This window comes from Ditibartonella apihabitans, assembly GCF_002007485.1.
Classification (GTDB): domain Bacteria; phylum Pseudomonadota; class Alphaproteobacteria; order Rhizobiales; family Rhizobiaceae; genus Bartonella; species Bartonella apihabitans.
This window is the reverse complement of sequence record NZ_CP015820.1, coordinates 2,515,565-2,535,894: the sequence shown is the minus strand read 5'-3', so window position 1 is coordinate 2,535,894 and position 20,330 is coordinate 2,515,565. Positions and strand designations below refer to the sequence as shown.

23 protein-coding genes are annotated in these 20,330 nt (G+C 45.9%); 13 read left to right on the top strand and 10 right to left on the bottom strand.

Features of this window, described 5'->3' with window-relative positions; translation table 11 throughout:
* Positions 1-20 precede the first annotated feature (20 nt).
* The 3 genes from BBC0178_RS11345 to BBC0178_RS11335 are packed head-to-tail and all read left to right on the top strand — an operon-like array spanning position 21 to position 1,876.
* A complete protein-coding gene (locus tag BBC0178_RS11345; RefSeq protein WP_078040229.1) occupies positions 21-695 on the top strand; it encodes an energy-coupling factor ABC transporter ATP-binding protein in 675 nt (224 codons plus the stop codon).
* The gene (locus tag BBC0178_RS11340) at positions 692-1,312 is read left to right on the top strand and encodes an energy-coupling factor transporter transmembrane component T family protein (RefSeq protein ID WP_078040228.1); all 621 of its coding nucleotides are present in this window, start codon (positions 692-694) and stop codon (positions 1,310-1,312) included. Before BBC0178_RS11345 ends, BBC0178_RS11340 begins: the two co-directional genes overlap by 4 nt.
* A 12-nt stretch (positions 1,313-1,324) precedes the next feature.
* On the top strand, positions 1,325-1,876 hold the full coding sequence (locus BBC0178_RS11335) for a biotin transporter BioY (protein ID WP_078040227.1): 552 nt from the start codon (positions 1,325-1,327) through the stop codon (positions 1,874-1,876).
* Between the two features lie 98 nt (positions 1,877-1,974).
* Here BBC0178_RS11335 and BBC0178_RS11330 read toward each other — a convergent pair whose 3' ends face one another.
* The gene (locus BBC0178_RS11330; protein WP_078040226.1) at positions 1,975-2,424 is read right to left on the bottom strand and encodes a universal stress protein; all 450 of its coding nucleotides are present in this window, start codon (positions 2,422-2,424) and stop codon (positions 1,975-1,977) included.
* A 345-nt stretch (positions 2,425-2,769) separates the two neighbouring features.
* Between BBC0178_RS11330 and BBC0178_RS11325 the strand changes: the two genes are divergently transcribed.
* Complete coding sequence (locus BBC0178_RS11325; RefSeq protein ID WP_078040225.1) at positions 2,770-3,855, top strand: D-alanyl-D-alanine carboxypeptidase family protein; 1,086 nt, start codon at positions 2,770-2,772, stop codon at positions 3,853-3,855.
* On the top strand, positions 3,852-4,946 hold the full coding sequence (locus BBC0178_RS11320; RefSeq protein WP_078040224.1) for a CobW family GTP-binding protein: 1,095 nt from the start codon (positions 3,852-3,854) through the stop codon (positions 4,944-4,946). Before BBC0178_RS11325 ends, BBC0178_RS11320 begins: the two co-directional genes overlap by 4 nt.
* A gap of 481 nt (positions 4,947-5,427) precedes the next feature.
* On the opposite strand, the gene BBC0178_RS11310 is transcribed toward BBC0178_RS11320, so the two are convergent.
* From BBC0178_RS11310 to tsaD, 8 genes are all read right to left on the bottom strand, one after another.
* Complete coding sequence (locus tag BBC0178_RS11310; RefSeq protein WP_188317739.1) at positions 5,428-5,664, bottom strand: sulfurtransferase TusA family protein; 237 nt, start codon at positions 5,662-5,664, stop codon at positions 5,428-5,430.
* Positions 5,657-6,850 carry a L,D-transpeptidase family protein gene (locus BBC0178_RS11305; protein WP_078040221.1) on the bottom strand — a complete coding sequence of 398 codons (1,194 nt, stop codon included), beginning with the start codon at positions 6,848-6,850 and terminating at the stop codon, positions 5,657-5,659. Before BBC0178_RS11305 ends, BBC0178_RS11310 begins: the two co-directional genes overlap by 8 nt.
* Before the next feature lie 317 nt (positions 6,851-7,167).
* Positions 7,168-7,323 (bottom strand): hypothetical protein, encoded by a 156-nt coding sequence (locus tag BBC0178_RS11925; RefSeq protein WP_188317738.1) that lies wholly within the window; start codon positions 7,321-7,323, stop codon positions 7,168-7,170.
* 269 nt (positions 7,324-7,592) lie between these two features.
* Entirely contained in the window at positions 7,593-8,261 is a 669-nt protein-coding gene (locus tag BBC0178_RS11300; protein WP_078040220.1) for a class I SAM-dependent methyltransferase, read from the bottom strand.
* 51 nt (positions 8,262-8,312) lie between these two features.
* Complete coding sequence (locus BBC0178_RS11295; protein ID WP_078040219.1) at positions 8,313-8,738, bottom strand: EVE domain-containing protein; 426 nt, start codon at positions 8,736-8,738, stop codon at positions 8,313-8,315.
* A gap of 1 nt (position 8,739) precedes the next feature.
* Positions 8,740-9,030 (bottom strand): YciI-like protein, encoded by a 291-nt coding sequence (locus BBC0178_RS11290; RefSeq protein ID WP_078040218.1) that lies wholly within the window; start codon positions 9,028-9,030, stop codon positions 8,740-8,742.
* A gap of 3 nt (positions 9,031-9,033) precedes the next feature.
* Positions 9,034-10,023, bottom strand: coding sequence for an NAD(P)H-dependent glycerol-3-phosphate dehydrogenase (locus BBC0178_RS11285; protein ID WP_257787874.1), 990 nt, complete (start codon positions 10,021-10,023; stop codon positions 9,034-9,036).
* On the bottom strand, positions 10,020-11,096 hold the full coding sequence (tsaD, locus tag BBC0178_RS11280) for a tRNA (adenosine(37)-N6)-threonylcarbamoyltransferase complex transferase subunit TsaD (protein ID WP_078040217.1): 1,077 nt from the start codon (positions 11,094-11,096) through the stop codon (positions 10,020-10,022). The genes BBC0178_RS11285 and tsaD overlap by 4 nt, the downstream gene beginning before the upstream one ends.
* A 249-nt stretch (positions 11,097-11,345) precedes the next feature.
* Here tsaD and BBC0178_RS11275 point away from each other — a divergent pair, with 249 nt between their 5' ends.
* The 5 genes from BBC0178_RS11275 (at position 11,346) to BBC0178_RS11255 (ending at position 16,623) form a co-directional block, all read left to right on the top strand.
* Positions 11,346-12,032, top strand: a complete 687-nt coding sequence (locus BBC0178_RS11275) for a uroporphyrinogen-III synthase (RefSeq protein WP_078040216.1) — start codon at positions 11,346-11,348, stop codon at positions 12,030-12,032.
* A 91-nt stretch (positions 12,033-12,123) separates the two neighbouring features.
* Positions 12,124-13,599 carry a COG4223 family protein gene (locus tag BBC0178_RS11270; protein WP_078040215.1) on the top strand — a complete coding sequence of 492 codons (1,476 nt, stop codon included), beginning with the start codon at positions 12,124-12,126 and terminating at the stop codon, positions 13,597-13,599.
* 16 nt (positions 13,600-13,615) lie between these two features.
* Entirely contained in the window at positions 13,616-15,181 is a 1,566-nt protein-coding gene (locus BBC0178_RS11265; protein WP_078040214.1) for a heme biosynthesis protein HemY, read from the top strand.
* A 192-nt stretch (positions 15,182-15,373) separates the two neighbouring features.
* A complete protein-coding gene (locus BBC0178_RS11260) occupies positions 15,374-15,862 on the top strand; it encodes a tellurite resistance TerB family protein (RefSeq protein ID WP_077973225.1) in 489 nt (162 codons plus the stop codon).
* Positions 15,863-15,876: 14 nt separating this feature from the next.
* Positions 15,877-16,623, top strand: a complete 747-nt coding sequence (locus BBC0178_RS11255; protein WP_078040213.1) for a glutamine amidotransferase — start codon at positions 15,877-15,879, stop codon at positions 16,621-16,623.
* Positions 16,624-16,671: 48 nt separating this feature from the next.
* Here BBC0178_RS11255 and BBC0178_RS11250 read toward each other — a convergent pair whose 3' ends face one another.
* Complete coding sequence (locus BBC0178_RS11250) at positions 16,672-17,190, bottom strand: gamma-glutamylcyclotransferase (protein WP_078040212.1); 519 nt, start codon at positions 17,188-17,190, stop codon at positions 16,672-16,674.
* 142 nt (positions 17,191-17,332) lie between these two features.
* On the opposite strand from BBC0178_RS11250, the gene BBC0178_RS11245 reads away from it, so the two are divergent.
* The 3 genes from BBC0178_RS11245 to BBC0178_RS11235 all read left to right on the top strand — a co-directional run bounded on the left by BBC0178_RS11245 (position 17,333) and on the right by BBC0178_RS11235 (position 20,283).
* Positions 17,333-18,364, top strand: coding sequence for a DUF2125 domain-containing protein (locus BBC0178_RS11245; RefSeq protein ID WP_188317737.1), 1,032 nt, complete (start codon positions 17,333-17,335; stop codon positions 18,362-18,364).
* A gap of 350 nt (positions 18,365-18,714) precedes the next feature.
* Positions 18,715-19,590, top strand: coding sequence for a pyridoxal kinase (pdxY, locus tag BBC0178_RS11240; protein WP_188317736.1), 876 nt, complete (start codon positions 18,715-18,717; stop codon positions 19,588-19,590).
* A gap of 51 nt (positions 19,591-19,641) precedes the next feature.
* On the top strand, positions 19,642-20,283 hold the full coding sequence (locus BBC0178_RS11235) for a carbonic anhydrase (RefSeq protein WP_077973215.1): 642 nt from the start codon (positions 19,642-19,644) through the stop codon (positions 20,281-20,283).
* Positions 20,284-20,330 lie beyond the last annotated feature (47 nt).

Sequence of the window (20,330 nt, the reverse complement as noted above, 5' to 3'; positions counted from 1 at the left end):
TAATCGGGAATTCATTTGCAATGATTGAGCTTAGAAATGTTTGTGTCGAGGCGGGCGGCCATAAGATACTCGATAATTTGAATTTGAAACTTGCCGAGAAGCGGATTGCTATTATCGGAGCCAATGGTTCAGGCAAAAGTACTTTTGTGCGATTGCTCAACGGTTTGAGATTGCCAACATCAGGTGAAGTTCTGGTCGATTCGCTCGATAGTCGCAAATATGGCAAAGAAATCCGTCGCAAAGTGGGGTTTGTCTTTCAAAATCCCGATAACCAGATTGTCATGCCGGTTGTTGAAGAAGACCTTGCTTTCGGCTTGAAAAATATCGGGGTTGAAAAAGCCGAAATCGCGCGACGGATCGATTATGTGCTTGACCGCTTCAACCTTCAAGCTGCGAGGTTGCAATCTGTGCAAAGTTTGAGTGGTGGCCAAAGGCAATTGGTTGCACTTTGCGGTGTTATTGTCATGGAGCCGGAAGTCATCGTTTTTGATGAACCCACCACGCAGCTTGACCTTTCCAACAAGCGTAAAATGACAGAAACAATTTTCGGACTTTCCCAACAGGCTATTGTGGTTTCTCACGATCTTGAAATGCTCGAAAACTTCGATCGGGCAATTGTCATCGATCATGGTAAAGTCGTCTTTGACGACATACCGCAAAAATCGATCAGCTATTATGTGGAGAAGATGGCATGACCGATCCGAGCTACGGGACGACATTTGTTCATCGGCTTCCGGCAGGCTTAAAGCTTTTTATTGTTTTTTTCGTGAGCATCGGGCTTTTTTATTTTGCGTCGCTTCCATTGGCGATTGTTTCTCTCATTGTCGTCTGGTGTCTTTTTGTTCTTGCCGGATTTCCATTTTTCAAACCCGTTTTAGAACTTAAGAAAATTTCGTGGCTTCTCGTCGCTCTATTCATCGTCCAATATTTTTCGGTGAATTTTGAAAGTGCCGCGCTTATTGTCATAAGGTTATCAAGTCTTCTTCTGCTTGCAACACTGGTAACCTTGACGACGCCATTTTCCAAAATGATGGCCTGTTTTGAAAAACTGTTTTCATTTATGCGGTTTTTCGGCGTAAATCCGGCAAAAATATCGCTCGGGCTGTCGCTCACTTTACGATTTATTGCAATCTTTTCCGATATTAGCCAAGAAGTGCGCGAGGCACAAAAAGCACGGGGGTTGGAAAAAAGTGTATTTGCTGTCATTATGCCGGTTCTGATAAGAAGCCTTAAAGTTCAGGCTGATGTGGCAGCCGCAATCGAGGCGCGTTGTTTTGATGAAGATGTGAACAATAAAAACGGGAAAAATTGAGCGGGGGAGAAAATGTCTGTTCGTGATATTGTAGCAGTGGCACTTTTGGCGGCTTTTATAGCTGTTTTGGGATTATTTCCGGCCATTCCGGTGCCTGTCATACCGGTACCTATAACAGCCCAACTTTTAGGAATTATCCTGTCCGGTGCAATTCTGGGCGCTAAAAGGGGTTTTGCCGCCTGTCTTCTGTTTCTGATACTGGTTGCAGCGGGGCTCCCGCTTTTATCCGGCGGGCGTGGCGGCGTATCGGTATTTTTTGCGCCCACAAGCGGGTATCTCATCAGTTTTCCTTTTACAGCAGGCTTTATCGGCTATTTCTATTCGCTCTTTCGCAACAGCCTGACACCCGCAAAAGAAATACTGATCATGATGGTCGGCGTTTTTTGTATTAATCACCTCTTCGGCATTATCGGTCTCGTATTTATTGGCGGAATTGATTTTTCCAAAGCTTTTTTAGGGGATCTTATTTTTATTCCCGGAGATATGGTAAAAATTGTTCTCGCCTATTTGATTGCGAGCCGTCTACGCAGAGCTTTGCCGGATGCGATGGACGGAAATCGTTAAAAAACAAAATTCATCGGGAAAAAATTAATAGGAAAATATATGTTTCATAAAAAAAGCGGACGTAAAGTCCGCTTTTAATAGCACGTTGAATGAAATGATTATTTGATCACCATGACCGGACGTTCACTCATTGCCAGAACTTCCGAAGCCTGACTGCCAAGAATGAGCCGGTTAACACCGCGACGCCCATGCGAGGCAATAATAATAAGATCGGCATTATGCTCGTTTGCCGCATCGACAATGCCGGCAGCAGCAAGTTGATTTTCTGCATGAACGCCTTTGGCTTTAACCCCTTGCTTTTCTGCTTTTTTGAGCGCTCCCTCAAGAATTTTGCGGGCACCGTCTTCCATTTCTTTACGGAATTCGTCAAAGGCTCCCGGGCTTGAAGCCCATTCGGCACCAACAACAATGCCGTAAGATGGCATTAAACTTGTGACAGTTACAACGAAAAGCTCGCCACCGGTTTTTTTCGCAAGCTCGACGGCTGCATCAACGCCACGGTCAGCAAGTTCTGAACCATCCGTTGCTACAAGAATACGTTCATACATATCTGTTTCCTTCCCTCTTCAATTCGGACTTATGCCCTGACACGCAGATAAGAACTAACCCACTCCGCTTCAATATTCTTGGAGCTGTAGTTTAACCAATATATACTATATTTCTATAGAGCATGCATCATGATCGGCAAAAAAACATTTGTTCACAGGCAAATCGTTTTTTAATTCCAATTCGGTTAGGGTTTTTCGTATCAACTTATATGTTATCGGTTATATTTTTATGCGATTTTGAATTTTTTAAGCTATAGAGTGAGGAAGCTTTATCGCTCATTTGGTAAGAGACAGGTTCTAAAGGAACCGCAAACAAAAAGACAAGTCCGATTTGGATCATTTGATATGCATAAGATATTGGGTATATCCACCCTTTTTGTAATGTTTTTTATAAGCCTGACGTCTGCTCAGGCCAACCCTTATATATCCGTTGATGTTGCAACCGGCCGTATCCTTGCTCAAAATGATGCATTCGACCGATGGTATCCTGCTTCACTCACAAAGATGATGACAGCCTATGTCACTTTCCGTGCTCTTCATAATGGTGACGTTACGCCCGAAACAAGAGTAACCGTGAGTGCCGCGGCTGCAAAACTTCCGCCCAGCCATTCGGGATATAAGCCCGGTTCCGTTCTTGATCTCGACACAGCCTTGTCGATCACTCTGGTAAAATCCACCAATGATCTTGCAACGGCAATTGCCGAAACGGTGGGTGGCTCGGAACAAGCTTTTGTTGTTCGTATGAATGCAGAAGCCCAGCGCCTTGGTATGTTCGGAACACATTTTGCCAATGCCAATGGCCTTCCCAATCCGGACAATTATTCAACAGCCCGTGACCTTGCCGTTCTGGCGGTACAGATCCGTCGGGAGTTTCCCGAATATGCCCATTATTTTTCTATTCCTGCGATCGATTTCGGGGGCGGGCGTAAAGTCGAACAAAATACGAATAATCTGATTGGTCGTTTTTCCGGCGCCGATGGCATGAAAACCGGTTTCATCTGCGCATCCGGATTTAATCTTGTTGCATCGGCAACCCGCAACAAGCGCACAATTATCGCCGTTGTGCTTGGTGCCGATCGGATTGATCAACGTGAAGCGCTCGCCGCCAAACTTTTGAATGACGGTTTTGCCAATCAAGGCTCGTCACAAAAGACACTAGCAACTTTGCAGCCTTATGGAACGAAACTCACACAGGTGAGCGATATCAAAGACAGAATATGCAATGACGACGCATGGAAAGCACGTATGCAACATCGCGATGAAAAAGGAAAAGTGGTTTTTGACTCACCTTATATTTCGGCTCAACCGCTTAATGTAACGCCGTTGCAAGTGCGGCTGATTTCGGCACCGGCGCCTGCAAAACCGGGTGAAATACCGGCCTGGAAAATTCCGGTTCCCACCCCTCGTCCCCAATCAATGGATGCGCAATGACGAATTCGATGAACCGCATCGCTGTTACAATTTTTACCGGTTTTCTGGGGTCGGGAAAAACCACATTGCTTAACCGCGTTCTGAAAGACCCGTTGCTCGCCGATACAGCCGTTATTGTCAATGAATTTGGCGAGGTAGGAATTGATAACCTTCTCGTTGAACAAGCCGATGACGGCGTTATCGAATTATCCAATGGCTGCCTTTGCTGTACGATGCGCGGCCAGCTTGTCGATAGTCTCGCAAGTCTCGTCGACCGGCTTCAAACAGGTCGTATCAAACGTTTGAAGCATGTGGTTATTGAAACAACCGGTCTTGCCGATCCGGCCCCCATTCTGCAAGCTTTGTTAGGCCATCCGGCAATGGTTCAGGCATTTGTCATAGACGGGGTTATTACCACTGTCGATTCGGTCAATGGTCTGGAAACTCTGGCACGACATAAAGAGGCACGCAATCAGGTTGCATTTGCCGATCGGATTGTTCTCACCAAAACCGATCTTATAAAAGATAAAAAAACGCTCGAACCATTGATGAGCGAGCTCGGCAAACTTAATCCCACAGCTGAAATTCTTTATTCCGATGCGGCCCATTGCCCACCATCGGCACTTGTCAATATCGGTGTGTTCGATTTGAACAACAAGGCACCAGATATCAGAAACTGGCTTGGTAAAGAAGAAGACCACGAGCATCATCACCACCATCATGATGTCAATCGTCATTCCGATACGATTCATGCTTTTTCTCTCACGCATGACAAACCCATTCCCTATTTTGCGCTGGAAGCTTTTATAGATCTTTTGCGCGCCAATCACGGGGCGAAAATGCTGCGCATGAAAGGCATTGTCGAGCTTGAGGAAGATCCGTCACGTCCGGTTGTCATTCACGGTGTCCAGACCTTATTCCATCCGCCGGTTCGTCTGTCCAAATGGCCGGAAGGCCGTCATGAAACACGGCTTGTTATGATTACCGACGGGATAGATGAAACGACAGTGCGTGAAATGTTCGACGCTTTTTTGGGAAAACCTGTGCTTGATAAGGCTGATCGCGCCGCAATGACAGATAATCCGCTCGCAATACCGGGATTGAAATTCTAGTTTAACAGTTTTTTCGCCCCCGAAGATTTCTGCTCCTATTCAACTGGCCGTTCGTTTTTTGTCAGTCTATGTTTTAATTTTTTTTCATGAAACGGGGCGTCATGAAACGCGGCGCCAAGGCACGCGGTGTTGAATGGTTAAAAAGCTGATAATGGAAAATAGCGCGGTTGATGTTGCTATAGGCGTTGCCAATTTTTGACCGGAAGCTCTCCAAGCAAACGAAATATTATCCGTTCCGGAAAGGTTTGACGTGAGGTAAAAAGCAGGAAAATCAAATAGACGCTGTCCGCAATTCCGATAAAAGCGCGTAGCGTCATGTGCACATAACCGGAAATATTTTCCTGACGAAACGCAAAAGAAAAATTACCTGCCACGTGATAAAGCCGGACTGTCATGAGGCTATCGGAATGAGCAGAATGGCTCGCCTTCAAGAAGCGGGCAAAGAAATTACTCTTTTTCTCTTTTGAATAGATACCGGTTTTCAGGATTTTCCGTGTGGTATGATGGCAAGGTGATGAATGCCGTTTTCGAGACTTTTTTCAAAGTCGTAATTATTCTGGCGGCAATAATTGGCAATATCCAGCGGTGCCAGAGGATCATCGCTTAATATAACGAGCGTCATATTATCCGGTAGTGCGGCTTGCTTTTTTCTTGTCTTTAAAAGAACGAGCGGGCATTTGAGCCCGCGCAAGTCATAGATAAAACTTTTTTCAGCCACCAAATAATTTCCAGAGAGTTTTCTTTTCCTGTGGCTCATTGGCTGCCGGTGTGACCGGTGCTCCGGAATTTTGCGCCTCTTCTTCGGCAAGCGATTGACCGGCGGCTTCGGGCTTCGGAGTAGGTACAACGGTGCTTGCCGTTTTCTCGGCCGGGTTGGCAGCCTTAGATGCAACCGCATTTTCTTTTGCTATATCCGGCGCATCAGGTGTTTCTTTCGATGCCGGTGTCAATGACGGCGGCTCGCGGGAAACCTGAACGCCAGCAGCACGTTTGCGGCTCCAATCGGCAACAAGAGAAGCCTCTTCCACACCTTGAATTGTCGGTGCCGGTGCTTTCATTTTCTTTTCACGGGCAGATGAAAAGGCATCATCATATTTCTTTTGGTATGACGCAAAAGCTGTTTGCAACGATGAATCGGGCGCCGCAGCAGGGCACATGCCAGCCGGTGTCAAAGCTTTCCCGTCGGTATTGCGGTTGAAGACATAGCGTTTTTCACAAACGTCTACCTTCGGCGGGCGTTTCGTTACTTCAAAAATATCATAGCCTTCTTTAAGCATTGTCCAGAATTTATAGTTCGGGTCATTGCGATAACGAGCCATATTTTCGGCGGTCATACGGAACGGAAAGGCTTCAAGCTGGAATTCGCGCTGACCACCTTTGAATGAGTCCCGCCCGAAAGCATAGATCTGCGCAATGTTTTCGTCGCTCATCGAATAGCAGCCGGATGAGGAACATGCTCCATGAACCATCAAATGCTGACCGGTGCGGCCGTTTACCTGATCATAGGCATTGGGAAAGCCGATATTGAAGGCGAGATAATAGTTCGAATTCGGATTCATCTGGCTTGGACGGATTGTGTAAAAACCTTCCGGTGCCTGCCTGTCACCTTCCATATATTTCGGTCCGAGTTTTCCTGACCATTTGCATATATTATAGGTGGAAATGAGGTCATATTTTCCGGTGCGTGTCTGCTTCCAAATCTCGACGACACTTTCTTCTTTGAAAACCCTTACAAGAATAGGCGAATATTTTTCCATATTCTTGGCGGCCATCTTGTCTTGCAGTTTTTTGGGCAATTCCTGTGTTGCTTTGCCGATTTGCGGCAAATTGGATGATTGCTGGCAACCACTCAAAAAAGTTGCTGTAAGGAAAAAAGAAGCAAGAAGTGCGGTTCCAATTTTCATTCACTAAGCTCCGGATGAGCAGGCACTCACCAAATCCCGATTGTTCACTTGGCCGAATTTCATTTTGAGAGAAGTTGAACTCGGACCAATCCCATTTACCTTATCATAATATTAAAAAAATTAAACTTCCCCTAAAAAAGTCGGGGCTTCTTATATCGAACAAAAGCAGGGTCTTTGCTGTTATTCATAAGTCCGTATGATGATATCAGCCCTCGAATGCGTGTTATTTTATTTCCGGCGATTGTTCTTCCGATCGTGCACCAAAAAAGCAAACTGAAGTCGTCTCGCGTTTCCTGTCTATGGCCTGTTATAATATTTTAAAGACAGGAATTTTGAAGAACTGCAGGACAAACCGGCGATAGTGCATTCAAGCTTTGGCTGTTAGCATTGTTAAGCACAACAATAATAACGCCCAATGTAATAGCGAGCGAAAGAACAGCCCGGATAATGCGCATCAACCACATTCTGTTCATACCTCTTCATTTCCGTCTTGCGTTCATTTGCCCATCCCTCTTGTTCTCCCCGACAGGTCATTATCAAAAAGGATGAAATCAAAATTATGACGGATAGCACCTATAATATAGTGATTAGGTGGACGGGTTCTAAGGGGTAAGCGGTAAATGCAGCATTAAATAAATTCAAAAAATGCATTATAAAACCGGTTTTTTGAGCGAAATTCGCAAAAAATAGCGCAAAAACCTGCCAAGAACCGACCAAAAACCGGTAATGATTGCCCGAATGATTATTTGCCGGATTGGCACTTTGTTATTTGCCAGATTGTTACTTGCTTGCAGTCATTATCTTCGATTGCTTTGGAAACACGAAGCTTGAACGTTGCTTTTCTTTCCAGCAATTTTACCGGAAGATAAGCGCGTGCAGGATCACCGACAAGTATAACAGTTTTTGACGGGTCGAAATGTTGAAACCAGTCAATGACAGTTTCACTCATTATTTTGTCATAAAAGACATCACCGGCAAGGATAACATCGAAAGCGTTTTGTAACGCCCCGCCTTTATTGACAAGATTGTCATTTTCAATCGTCACGGACACATTGTTGAGGCGGGCATTAAGCCGAATTGCTTCACATGCAAAAGCATCAATATCATTGGAAAGAACCGATAAAGCGCCCGCCTGTTTTGCAGCAATGCCAACCAGTCCCGAGCCGGAAGCAAAATCGAGCACTTTTTTGCCCCTCACTATTTCAGGGTTTTCCAGAATATAGAGCGCCAATGCCTCGCCACCTGCCCATGGAAAAGCCCAGAAGGGTGGAGGAAGATCTATTTTGCCCATCTCGGCTTCGGTCATGTGCCAGAGTTTGTGGACTTCATCAGCCTGATAAAGTTTTATCGACGGGATGTTGAGACAGGCAAGCGGAGAGGTGTTTTCGAGAATGAATGTTTTTTTATTCATCGCGGTCGCGAATTAAATATTTTGCCAAAATTATCAACCCTGCCAAAATTTTCAGGGAGCCGGTGAAAGTCCGCCCATCCGGCAGACTTCTTGCCATTCATCTTCGCGTACAGGCTGCACCGAAAGGCGCATGGAGGTCACCAAAGACATATTGGCAAGTTTCGGATTGGCTTTGACGGCTTTCAAAGTGACGGGCTTGGGCATATCACAAACAGCGCGGATATCGACACATTCCCAACGCGGGTCATCGGTTGTCGAATCGTGATGGGCAGTTTTGCAAACTTCAACGATTCCGACGATTTCCAGTCCTTCATTGGAGTGGTAAAAGAAACCCTTGTCACCAATTTTCATAGCCCGCATATTGTTGCGAGCCTGATAATTGCGCACACCATCCCACTGTTCGCCTTCGGCACCTTTGTTTTTTTGCATCTTCCACGACCATTTGAATGGCTCGGATTTGAATAACCAATAAGCCATTTCAAGCTTCCTCGGGATTATTGACACTCCAGCGCCACCGACGGATTTTCATATCACTGAAGAGTCCGGCTTTTGCATAAGGGTCGTTTTGGGCATAGCCCTCGGCTTCTTGAAGTGATTTTGCTTCCACAACGATCAAAGTGCCGTTAGGCTTTTCATTATCATCAAGAAAGGGGCCTGCAAATTTAAGGGTTTTGCCAAGGCTTTTCAGATAGTCGAGATGTTTCGGGCGTATGTCGAGACGAACATGCAAATGGTCTTTTTTATCATTGCAGATAACGGCATAAAGCATTGTCTAATCCTCCGATTTCAAAGGGCGGGTAATAAGCGCAGTGACAGCTTCGTCAATGGTGATGCGTCTGTCAAGCAAGTCGGCAACGGCATCAATAACCGGTGCAACGATATTTTTTCTGTGGCAGAGTTCGGCTGCACCGGGGGCGGTGGCAACACCTTCCGCCAATTTCAAACCATCGGTCGATTTTTCTTGGCCCAGCGCAAAACCATAAGTGAAATTGCGCGATTTTGCTGATGAACAGGTGAGTATAAGATCTCCCAAAACGGAAAGGCCGGTCATGGTTTCGGCTCTCGCACCCATGGCCTTTCCAATGCGGCGCAATTCGGCAAAACCGCGGGTTACAAGAGCTGCTTGTGCACTGGCACCAAGGCCACGTCCGGCGGCAGCACCGGCGGCAATAGCAAGAACATTTTTTAACGAGCCGCCAATTTCTACGCCCACAATATCATCGCTCGCATAACAACGGAAAACCGGTCCCGAAAACAGATTGGCAATTTCTTTGGAGAGTTCGATGTTTTTTGCGGCAATTGTTACGGCTGTTGGCAGGCCACGGGCGACATCTTCGGCAAAGCTAGGGCCGGACAGTGTTGCCATTTGATGATTTGGTAAAATATCCGAAACAATGTCGGACATGAAGCGTCCGGTTTTCTGCTCTATGCCTTTGGCACAAAGAATAATCGGGGCTTTTTCAGGAATAAAGCGGGCAAAACTATCCAATGCGGATGCAAAAACCTGAGCCGGAATGACAGCAAGAACAAAATCGGCACCGCCGAGTGCATAAGCTGCATCGGTTGTAGCTAAAAGCCCCGAAGGCAAAATGACATCCGGCAGATAATACGGGTTGATATGATTGTTATTGATTTGTTCGACGGTTTCAGGATTGCGCCCGTAAAGTGCGACATCATGCCCGAGATTATGAGAAAGAACAGCAAGTGCTGTCCCCCACGCACCGCTTCCCATGACAGCAATTTTTTTACCTGTTTTGTTCAAGCTTTGGCTCCCCGTCGTCCGGCACCGATCAATGGTGATGACTGTTCATCAAGTGGCCAGCGCGAACGCGGCGCAATATCGAAGGATGAACGGTCACCGTGAATAAAATGTTGAAGTCCGGCATAAGCAATCATGGCGGCATTGTCGGTGCAAAGACCGATTGGCGGCGCGATAAATTTAAAGCCATGTGCGTCGCACAATTTCTGCAATGAATTGCGAATGGCTTTGTTTGATGCAACACCACCCGCAACAACAAGGCATGCCTCTTTATCAGGATATTCGTTTTTGAAAACAGCAAGCGAACGTTCGACGCGGTCGCTCAATGTATCGGTCACCGCAAGTTCAAAAGAGGCTGCAATATCGGCAATATCCTTGTCGCTCAAAGGTGCCATTTCCATAGCGGCTTGCCGAACTGCGGTTTTAAGGCCGGAAAACGAGAAATCGAGCCGTTTTTCACCTTTCAACGGTCTTGGCAGTTCAATTCTTTGATTATCGCCTTGAGCGGCCAGTTTTTCGATAATCGGCCCGCCGGGATAGGGAAGGCCAAGAAGCTTTGCCGTTTTATCAAAAGCTTCGCCCAGAGCATCGTCAATTGTTGTGCCAAGGCGTTTGTAATCTCCCAATCCTTTGACCAGAATAACCTGTGTGTGACCGCCTGAAACAAGAAGCAGAAGATAGGGATAGTCAAGATTATTGGTGAGTTTTGCTGTCAGCGCATGGCCTTCCAGATGATTGATGGCGATAAATGGCTTGTTTGCGGCAAGCGCCAGCGCTTTTGCCGTCATCAAACCGACAATCAATCCGCCGATCAGACCGGGGCCACCTGTTGCGGCAATGGCATCAATATCCTCGAGTCCCAGTTTTGCTTCTTCAAGGGCGCGTTTGACGAGCCCGTCCAGAATTTCGACATGGGCACGTGCGGCAATTTCAGGAACAACACCACCATAAGGAACGTGTTCTTCAATCTGGCTCCAAACGATATTGCTGACAATATGGGCTTTATCACCCTCGTCACGTTCGACGATAGCGGCAGCCGTTTCATCACAACTCGTTTCAATTCCCAAAACACGCATTTTGCGCCTCAAGTTCCTTTCCATAAGCCATTTCAGGCAAGGTTCGATCTGTCGCCAAGGGGCTTTACCCTCATTGTTGGCAAGGCCTTTTATTGTCAGTTTTAACTTTTTTCGCTATTATTGAAAGCACAACTTTAAAACCGGTTTTACCAAATAGCCAGTTCTATCAAATAGAATCTGTGAAGTCTTGAAGAAAAGCGATAAAGCTTGGATTCCACCGTTCGTTTTAAAGAGAGGGAGTTTTCCTTTATGGTCATTCTGGTGACGCGCCCTGAACCCGGAGCAACGCGAACCGCAGAACATTTGCGTCATTTGAAGTTATCTCCGTATATTTTGTCTTTGTCGAAAACCGTTCAATTACCGGTTCTCCGGCAGGATTTTTCCTGTGATGCGGTTATTGCAACAAGTGAATCGGCATTTTTATATGGAAATTTAGACCTTATTGAAAAATTGCGCGAAAAACCGCTCTATGTCGTTGGAAAACATACAGCAGAGGCAGCAAAAAAAGCCGGTTTTTCCGATATCGTCTTTGCCGCACCCAATGCGAAAACACTTGCACACAAAATAGAAAGAGCACCAGGCGATCGCATTCTTTATCTTGCCGGTCATGTGCGTCGGCCCGATCTTGAAGAACAATTGCACCAGAAATACAAATATTTCGAGACGATTGAACTATATGATACAATACCGATAAAGCTTGACGACGAACAAAAACTGAAGATTCCGCAAAAAATCGATATCGTTATGCTCTATTCAGCTATGGCTGCCGCTGGTCTTGCGCAAATTAGCAGCTATATTAAACACTCGACAGTATTTTTATGTCTTTCGACGCGCATAGCAAATGCTGTTCCAAAAACATTTTTGAATGCAATAGTTATAGCATATGAACCGAATGAAGATGCGATGTTGGATGGGGTGAAGGCAATATTGGCTTAAAACTGTTTTTACCCTTTTCGAATGATATAAACCATTCTTTCATTTCACGCCGGTATTCTGGTCACGGATTAAACAAGGAAAGCGAGGAGCTATGGCAGAGCCTCAAAAACCAAAGGCGAAATCTCAACATTCAGGGAAAGCCCGTAAGCCCCCATTGGTCGATCTTCATGCAGAAAAGACTCTTCACGCAGAAAAGACCGGTATTCCGGATGCCGAACCCGTGGTTATTGACAACAATCAGAAAAGTTCCGTGACAGAAGTGCGAGGGCAGAGTGACAAAACCTCCAGTGCTAAAATCTCGCCCGAGGTAAAGACCGAGACTAAAAAATCTGCCGGTGAAGACGCAGGATTAAAGCCTGCGGATGCGAAAACTGCAGAGGCAGCTGATAGAGAAAAAAGTGGGGTAAAAATGGCAAGTGACCAGACCTCCCATAAAGGTGGAAAGAATAATAATGGCTCACCATCTTCCGGACAAGAAAGCGTGAGTGGAACAAAAGGGGGGAGCAGCCTCAGCCACTTTGCTTCGGGTGTTGCCGGAGGTGTCATCGCTCTTATCATCGGAGCAGGCTTGCAATGGAGCGGTTTGTTGCCAGGTTTTTCAGAACAGGATCGTTCCACGCAAAGCAAACTTGCAAATCTTGAAACCGAAATTGCGAGCCTCAAACAGAATGCGGTGGATGGCGCCACTGTAACAGCAGAGCTTTCTTCTGCCGATCGGCAAGCCCTTGATAACGTTGTGGCTCATGTCAGTGAACTCGACAGTAAAACAAATTCTATGGGCGACCAGTTGTCGGGCGTGATTGATAATGTTGAGACATTGAACAATGTTGTCAATTCTTCCGTCAGCGATAACTCCAATCCGCAGGCAGCAGAAATTCTGACAAACAAATTTACCGACATTCAAAACCGGTTGCAAACTCTTCCCGCGATTTCGGAAAAATCGGTTAAGGCTCTCGATCTCGCTCAAGGAAATGCTCAAAATATAGATCAATTGAAGAAGCAGGTAGAAGAGATAGAAACTGCGCTCAAAACGCCCGTTCAGGGCAAGGATGTTGCTGCAATAACGGCGGCGAATGCGCTTAAAAATGCTATTGATCGCGGTGGTTCCTTTGCAAACGAACTTGGCCTCCTTCAAAATATTGCTCCCGATTTGACAGTCCTAGATGATCTCAAGCAATATGCCGACAAAGGTGTCCCCAATCAGGCCGAGCTTTCAGAAGATTTCGCGCGTGTTGCCGATCGGATTTCGAAAACAGACAATCAACCGGCAGATGATGCAGGTTTTGGTGAAAAATTATGGGCTGGCGCAAAAGGTCTCGTCACCTCCCGCCCTGTAGGCAATGTCGAGGGAAATAGCGCCGGCGCAATTGCTGCGAGAATGGAAGTAGCAATCAAGAAAGGGGACAATGAACGTGCTTTGAGCGAATGGCAAAACCTGCCACAAAGTGCCAAGGATGTTTCATCCGGTTTTATCTCGAAGTTGAAAATAAGGCGTGATGCCGATGCGGTTTTATCGGAGATATTGAACAGCCTTATGTCTCCGTCCACGCCACAAGACTTGAATTAGAGGAGTATGAAGAAAAATGGTTCGCGTCCTCTTTTACGTTCTTGTGATAGCAATTCTTGGAGCCGGTTTTGCCTGGCTTGCCAATAATCCTGGCGATCTGGTTATGGACTTCGGCTCAAGCAGGGTCACTGTTTCTGTTTTGACAGCAGTGATTGCTTTTGTTCTTCTTGTTGTCGTCGTTTTGCTTTTGCTCTTTGTCCTGAAATCGGTTTTTTTAGCGCCGCGCAAACTTTCCCGTCACTTCGAGGAACAACGGCAAAAAAAAGGTCGTGATGCATTGTCAAGCGGACTTTTGGCAGTTCTCTCCGGCGATGTCGATACGGCCAAACGGATGAATAAACGTGTTGCCCGTTATCTTGATAGCGAAAATGAACCTCTCGCCAAATTTCTCGAAGCAAAAACATTGCTTATTGAAAATGATGTTCCCAATGCACTTCGCGTTTATGAAGAGATGAGCAAATCTCCGAAAACACAATTGGCGGGGCTCCATGGGCTTTATCGTGAAGCGATGAGATCGGGTGCTTATGAAGCCGCCGGTCAATATGCTGAAAAAGCAAGTTTGATAGCGCCATCTGTCACTTGGGCCAATCAGGCAATGCTTGACCGGTTATGCGCCGAAGGCTCATGGGACAAGGCGCTCGAGCTTTTTGATCGGGAAGTTAAATCTTTGCCACGCGCCGAACGGTCCAGCAACAAACTCACACATAAGCGGGTGGTTCTTTTGACAGGTCAGGCGAGAGATATGTTCGAATATTACCCTGATGACGCGCGCAAAACCGCACTGAAAGCCCAAAAGCTCGACCCGTCTTTTGTGCCTGCAACACTTGTGGCAGCCGATATTCTCTATCGTCAGCACGAAACCGGTAAAGCTGACAGGCTCATTGAAAATTTATGGAAAAAGTCACCCCATGCCGATCTCGCAAGCCTTTATTTGAATGGCGAAGAGCGTGCCGTCGACCGCTTGAAGAAAGCAAAAGTTCTGGCGCAAAAAATTCCGCAAAGCTTTGAATCATGCTTCATTGTTGCGCGCTCGGCTTTCGATGCAGGCGAACTTCAGCTTGCGCGCGATCAGGCAGAAAAAGCGGTGAAGATTGCACCCCGCGAGAGTGCCTATCTTTTGCTTGCCGATATAGAAGAAGCGCAAAGCGGTGATCAGGGGCGGGTACGTCAATGGTTGTCGCTGGCGGTGCGTGCCGATCGTGATCCGGTTTGGATGGCAGATGGCAAAACTTTTGACAAATGGCAACCGGTCTCGCCGATCAGCGGCAAATTGGATGCTGTGCATTGGCAAGCTCCCTCACGCACTCCCGGATTGACTTTAAGTCCTGATGAAGTCATTCCCGCTACGATCGAACAAATGCCGGTAAAAAGCAAAAAAACTGCCGGTACAGATCATGGCAACACAACGAAAACCGACAGCACTTCAACAATGATAAAAGACCGAGAAGACAATAGCAAAGCAACACAAATCTTTCATACCAAACCGGTTGTTGTTGTTGATGCCGTTGACCCGTCAAAACCGGATATTCCTGTTGATGTCACAAGGATTAATGTTGATGATCCGGGCGTACGCAAAAAATAATGTTTAAAAAACATTGGAAATTGGGCAATAGTTTGAAAATTTATTGCGAATAATTGGTCGTTAAAGGGTTTATCAGGACTATAGGGGCAGGCTTTTTAAAGCCCAATGAAAAGACGGGTCAAACGCTTTTATGTGTTCAGGATAGTCTGTGATTTCGAACGTCTAACTTAATCTGAATGGCGAGGACAGAGATTGATATTACAGAAATTTGCAGACTTTTTACAATCACTCGGACAAACCGGTCCCGAGTTTGGAGAAGATGATCCTCGCGTGGCGGCGATCGCCTTGGCTTTTCACATTGTTGATGCTGATGGTCAGGAACAGGGTGTCGAGAAAAAAGTCCTCTATGACATTGTCTCCCACGAATTCGAACTTGCCGGACCGGAGGTAAAAGCTCTGATTGAAGCTGGCAAAGCGGCCAATCGTGACAGTCTTGATATTTTCAAATTTACCTCGACATTAAAACGCCATCTTACAAAAGAAGAATGTATCAACTTTATTGGATTATTGTGGGAAATTGCTTATGCCGATGGTTATATTTACGAATTGGAAGACACGCTGATCTGGCGGATCGCCGAAATGATCGGTGTTGATCGTAAGAATCGTTTGGAATTGAAAAAAATGGCGGCACAGAGAAAACAGGTTTTGGAAATGCCGAAAAGCCCGCCATTAAATAAATAGGTCGTTGAAATAAAATGTCATTGGCGGACGAAAAATCTTCCACGGAAGAGAAAAAGCAAAAAATAGCGGTTGTCTTGCATCAGGCCTCTTCAAGTACCGGACGCATCGGCCAAATCTTGCAAAAGAACGGGTTTGAACTCAGCATTTATCGGCCGGTATTGGGGGATTGTCTTCCGAAAACATTGAAAGATTATGCGGGTGCAATCATTTTCGGTGGCCCGATGAGCGCTAATGACAATGAACCCTTTATCAATCGCGAGATGGACTGGATATCGGTTGCGCTTAAAGAAAATAAACCATTTCTCGGAATTTGTCTTGGAGCGCAATTGCTGGCCAGAAACCTTGGCGGGGTGGTCAAACCGCGTAGCGATGGTGAAGTCGAAATCGGCTGGTATCCGATCGAAGCGACCGGAAGCGGTAAGCGTATCATGGATTGGCCGAAAATGGTTTATCATTTCCATAGCGAAGGCATTTACGATTTGCCACAAGGTGCGGAACTTCTGGCCAAGGGGAACACCTATCCTACTCAAGCCTTCCGTTATGGTGACAATGCGTGGGGTTTGCAATTCCATTCCGAATTGACACGTGCAATGATGCAGCGTTGGGTGGTGCATGGTGCCGAACGGTTAGAGTTGAAAGGTGCCCAATGTGCAAAATCGCAACTCGAAGGACGTTTTGTCTATGATCCGGCGTTGCGCCGCTGGATTGAACAGGCACTTGTCAAAATGTTTGGCAAGCCGCAAAAAACCATCCAGTCCTGACCGGTAATATCCGATGCAGTTTTAAAGGTTGTCGATTATTGGAAGCCATCAGTCTTGAAGAAGTTTTGCAAGCTTTTCCAAAGACTTGTCGGGAATGCCCATTTTTCTTAAACTTGCTGCAGTATTGACCACGTAATCAATGTTGGAGCCGGCAAGCCCATGACTTTGACGGATAATCATCGCCATATTTTCCTGATCCATCTTTTTTGCATATTGTTCGTGTGATTGATCGGCAACAAAAAATAGTCCGTTGACGATGCGTCCATCTTTCAGGTGGATAGGTTTCAGTTTTTCGATATAGACACTGTTTACCTGTTCACGTTCAATCAGGTAATCGTAGGTTTTTTTTGTGTCCTCTACCGGAACATGAAATGCCAGCCCGTCACAACAGCCACCGCGGTCTAACCCCAGAACAAGGCCAGGATTTTCGACGGTTCCACGATAGTGGTTGGAATAGATACATAAAGAACGATGATAGCCGTAAAGTCGGGCGGGCGACATAAAATCATAGTGAAAGCCGGGATTCCACATCAACGAGCCATAGCCGAATACCCAAAAGTCGTGCATTTGTCGCTCATCCTCATTTCATGCACTTTTCCATGGATTTGATATATGCACTAAAAAAAGCATAAATGTCTATGGAGATATAAAGCTTTATTCTCTATGATCAGTGCACCGGTCTTTGTGGAAAATGCGAGAAAACCGAAAGATGACCTCATCCGACTTTGTGTCCCACTCCAAATCAGGCAATCATAAATGTCTCAAATGGAGTATTTTTATAGTTGTTCTGATCATTATCCTTTATTCGGTCATCTGGTATTATCTGGCGCAAAAAGTCGAAAGACGCGTCTTCGAGCACTTGGCAGCCTATAATGAAAACGGGTTTGTTGTTTCATGTGAAAACATGCATAAAATAGGCTATCCGCTCAGAATTGGTGTTTCCTGTGATAAGGTCAATTTACAACAATTGATGAAAGGCTTTGCGTTTTCGAGTGAAAAAATAATCGCCGGTGCGCCCATTTATGCACCACACTGGCTTGAACTATCACTCGCTGCGCCCGTTTCTCTCGAATTGCCGGGTTTTGTCCCAATTGGCGCCAAGTGGAGCGATATGAAGCTCGAAACGGATATCAGCCGGACTATTCCCGATGCCTTGAGTTTGCGAACGGAAAATATCGAACTCGGTGTCGACCCCCGTGGCATGTTTGACAAAGCGACCGCGAAATTCTTGCGACTTGACGCCCATGGACTGAACAGTAATCTCGATGGACGACTGACTTTCGAAGAACTTAATCTGCCATTGAAAATTCCGCATGAAAATACACCAATGCCGGAAATGAGCGGGGATATCAAATGGTTACTCGAGGAGGCTTTTTCACTTTTCGAGGCGGATGAAACAGCAAATAATCTTGTCGAACGGTTGCGCGGACATAAAGGCAATTTGAAGCCGTCGACCGTGCAATTTGCATCAGGTGGGGCGATGACCGTCGCGGGACCATTTTCGTTTAACGATGACGGTTATCTCAATGCAAAACTGGATATCACGATCATTGACCAGAACAAGCTGTTACAAACAGCACGCAATGCATTTCCTTCTCAGGCCGACAATCTCAAAACAATCTTTTTTGCGTTAAGCGCCATGCCAAAAAACGACAAAGGAGATCCCGTGCTGCAACTATCAGTGAAAAACGGAGAAGTCCGATTAGGCTTTTTCAAAATCGGTCACGTCAATCCGATTTGAATTTTAAGATTTTTGACAGGTGCATTTAAGCCGCAAAAATTCGTTATCATTGAAGACGAGTTTTCTTCACAGCTTTCGCGCTTTAAACCGGAATTATTCGTTTTAAAATGAGCTTGAAAATTTTATTTGAAATTATTTTTTCAATTAAAAAACAATAGTTTGTGAAAAAGAAACGAATAAATCCGACGACACTCGACTAATGCTATTTAAGACGTGTCTTTAACTTGCCCAAGGATTTCACTCCGGTTCTATCGGGCAGAATATTCTTGGCATCAATCATCACTTTCGCACTTGTGAGGAGGGGCAACAGGTTTTAAATAATAACTTGTTTTATGAAAAAGGCATTGTTGATGAGCAATTCTGGAAAATCTGTTCTTGTTATTTCAAGCCACGTTATTCGCGGTTCGGTTGGAACGCGCGTGAGTGTCAATGCTCTTGAACAAATGGGATATGCTGTATGGGATATGCTGACCGTCAGTATGACATGGCAACCACGCCATGGGCCATCCCATCGTCTCATTGTTCCGGTTGCGGATTTCAAGGCTTGGGCTGATGATATTATCCGCTCGAAGTGGGTGGGAGAGATTGCAGCCGTTATGACCGGTTATTTCGGAAGTGCCGAACAGATCAAAATTACCGCCGATCTCATCAAAACGCTCAAGCAGAAAAACCCGAATCTAATCTATTTTTGCGATCCTGTTCTGGGGGACGAAGGCGGGCTTTATGTCGGGGAAGACATTGCCAAAGAAACAGTCGAACAACTGTTGCCGCTTGCCGATATTCTCAAACCTAACCGGTCGGAACTTGAATGGATTGTGTCGAAAAAACTTGAGACCAATCACGAGATTATTGAAGCCGCACGAAAAACGGGTTGCAAAACAACTCTTGTCACTTCTGCATGGCCACTTTTAAAAAATGCTACCGGCAATCTGCTTGTAACAGATAAATCCATTCTGCTTGCCGAACACCCTTTGGTGAAAGATCCGGTCAATGGTCTCGGTGATCTGACGGCTGCACTTTTTCTTGCCCGTATTCTTGATGGTGACAATGAAGAAGATGCTCTCCGTTTTGCTACCGCTTCTGTTTACACTATGCTCATGGAAACAACGAGGCACAATGGTTATGAGCTGATGCTTGAAAGCGGGCTTCATCGCCTTGGCACGCTCGACGAGCGCGTTACGCTGCGTTATCTCAAAGATATGGCGGAAGTGGCAAAAAACAAATAAAAAGCGTGGAATACGCGAAAGCTGCCCAAGTAATTGTCAAGTGATCATTTTATGTTAGATTTTCCCGAAAAGCTTTTAAAAGGCTATCATGTGTTCATGAACACGCGGCTTGTTCAGGAACGCGAGCGCTATAAGCAATTGGCTTATGAAGGCCAAAAACCTGAGACAATGGTTATAGCCTGCTGCGATTCACGCGCTGCGCCCGAGACAATTTTCGATACGGATCCAGGCGAAATATTTGTTATGCGCAATGTGGCCAATCTTGTTCCGCCATTTCATCCCGATAAAGAATATCATGCAACATCGGCAGCGTTGGAGTTTGCTGTCCAGTCATTAAAAGTCAAAAACATTGTTGTACTCGGTCATGCCCGTTGCGGAGGAATCAGGAGTGCACTTGATCTTGATGGCAAGCCGCTTTCTTCTGTCGATTTTATCGGTAAGTGGATGGGGCTTTTGACGCCGGCTGCCGAAGCTGTTGCAACCAATACATTGATGACGTCAAGTGAACGTCAAACAGCATTGGAGCGCATTTCCATCCGCTATTCCATAAATAATTTGCGCACGTTTCCATGGATAAAACGGCGTGAAGATCAAGGAAAGCTTGCTCTCCATGGAGCGTGGTTCGATATTGCGACAGGCGAATTATGGATTATGGATCGCCGCACCGGCGACTTTATTCGGGCTGACGATTAATCCGTCGACATAGTGTTTATCGTCCAACAAAAATTTTCATAGAAAAA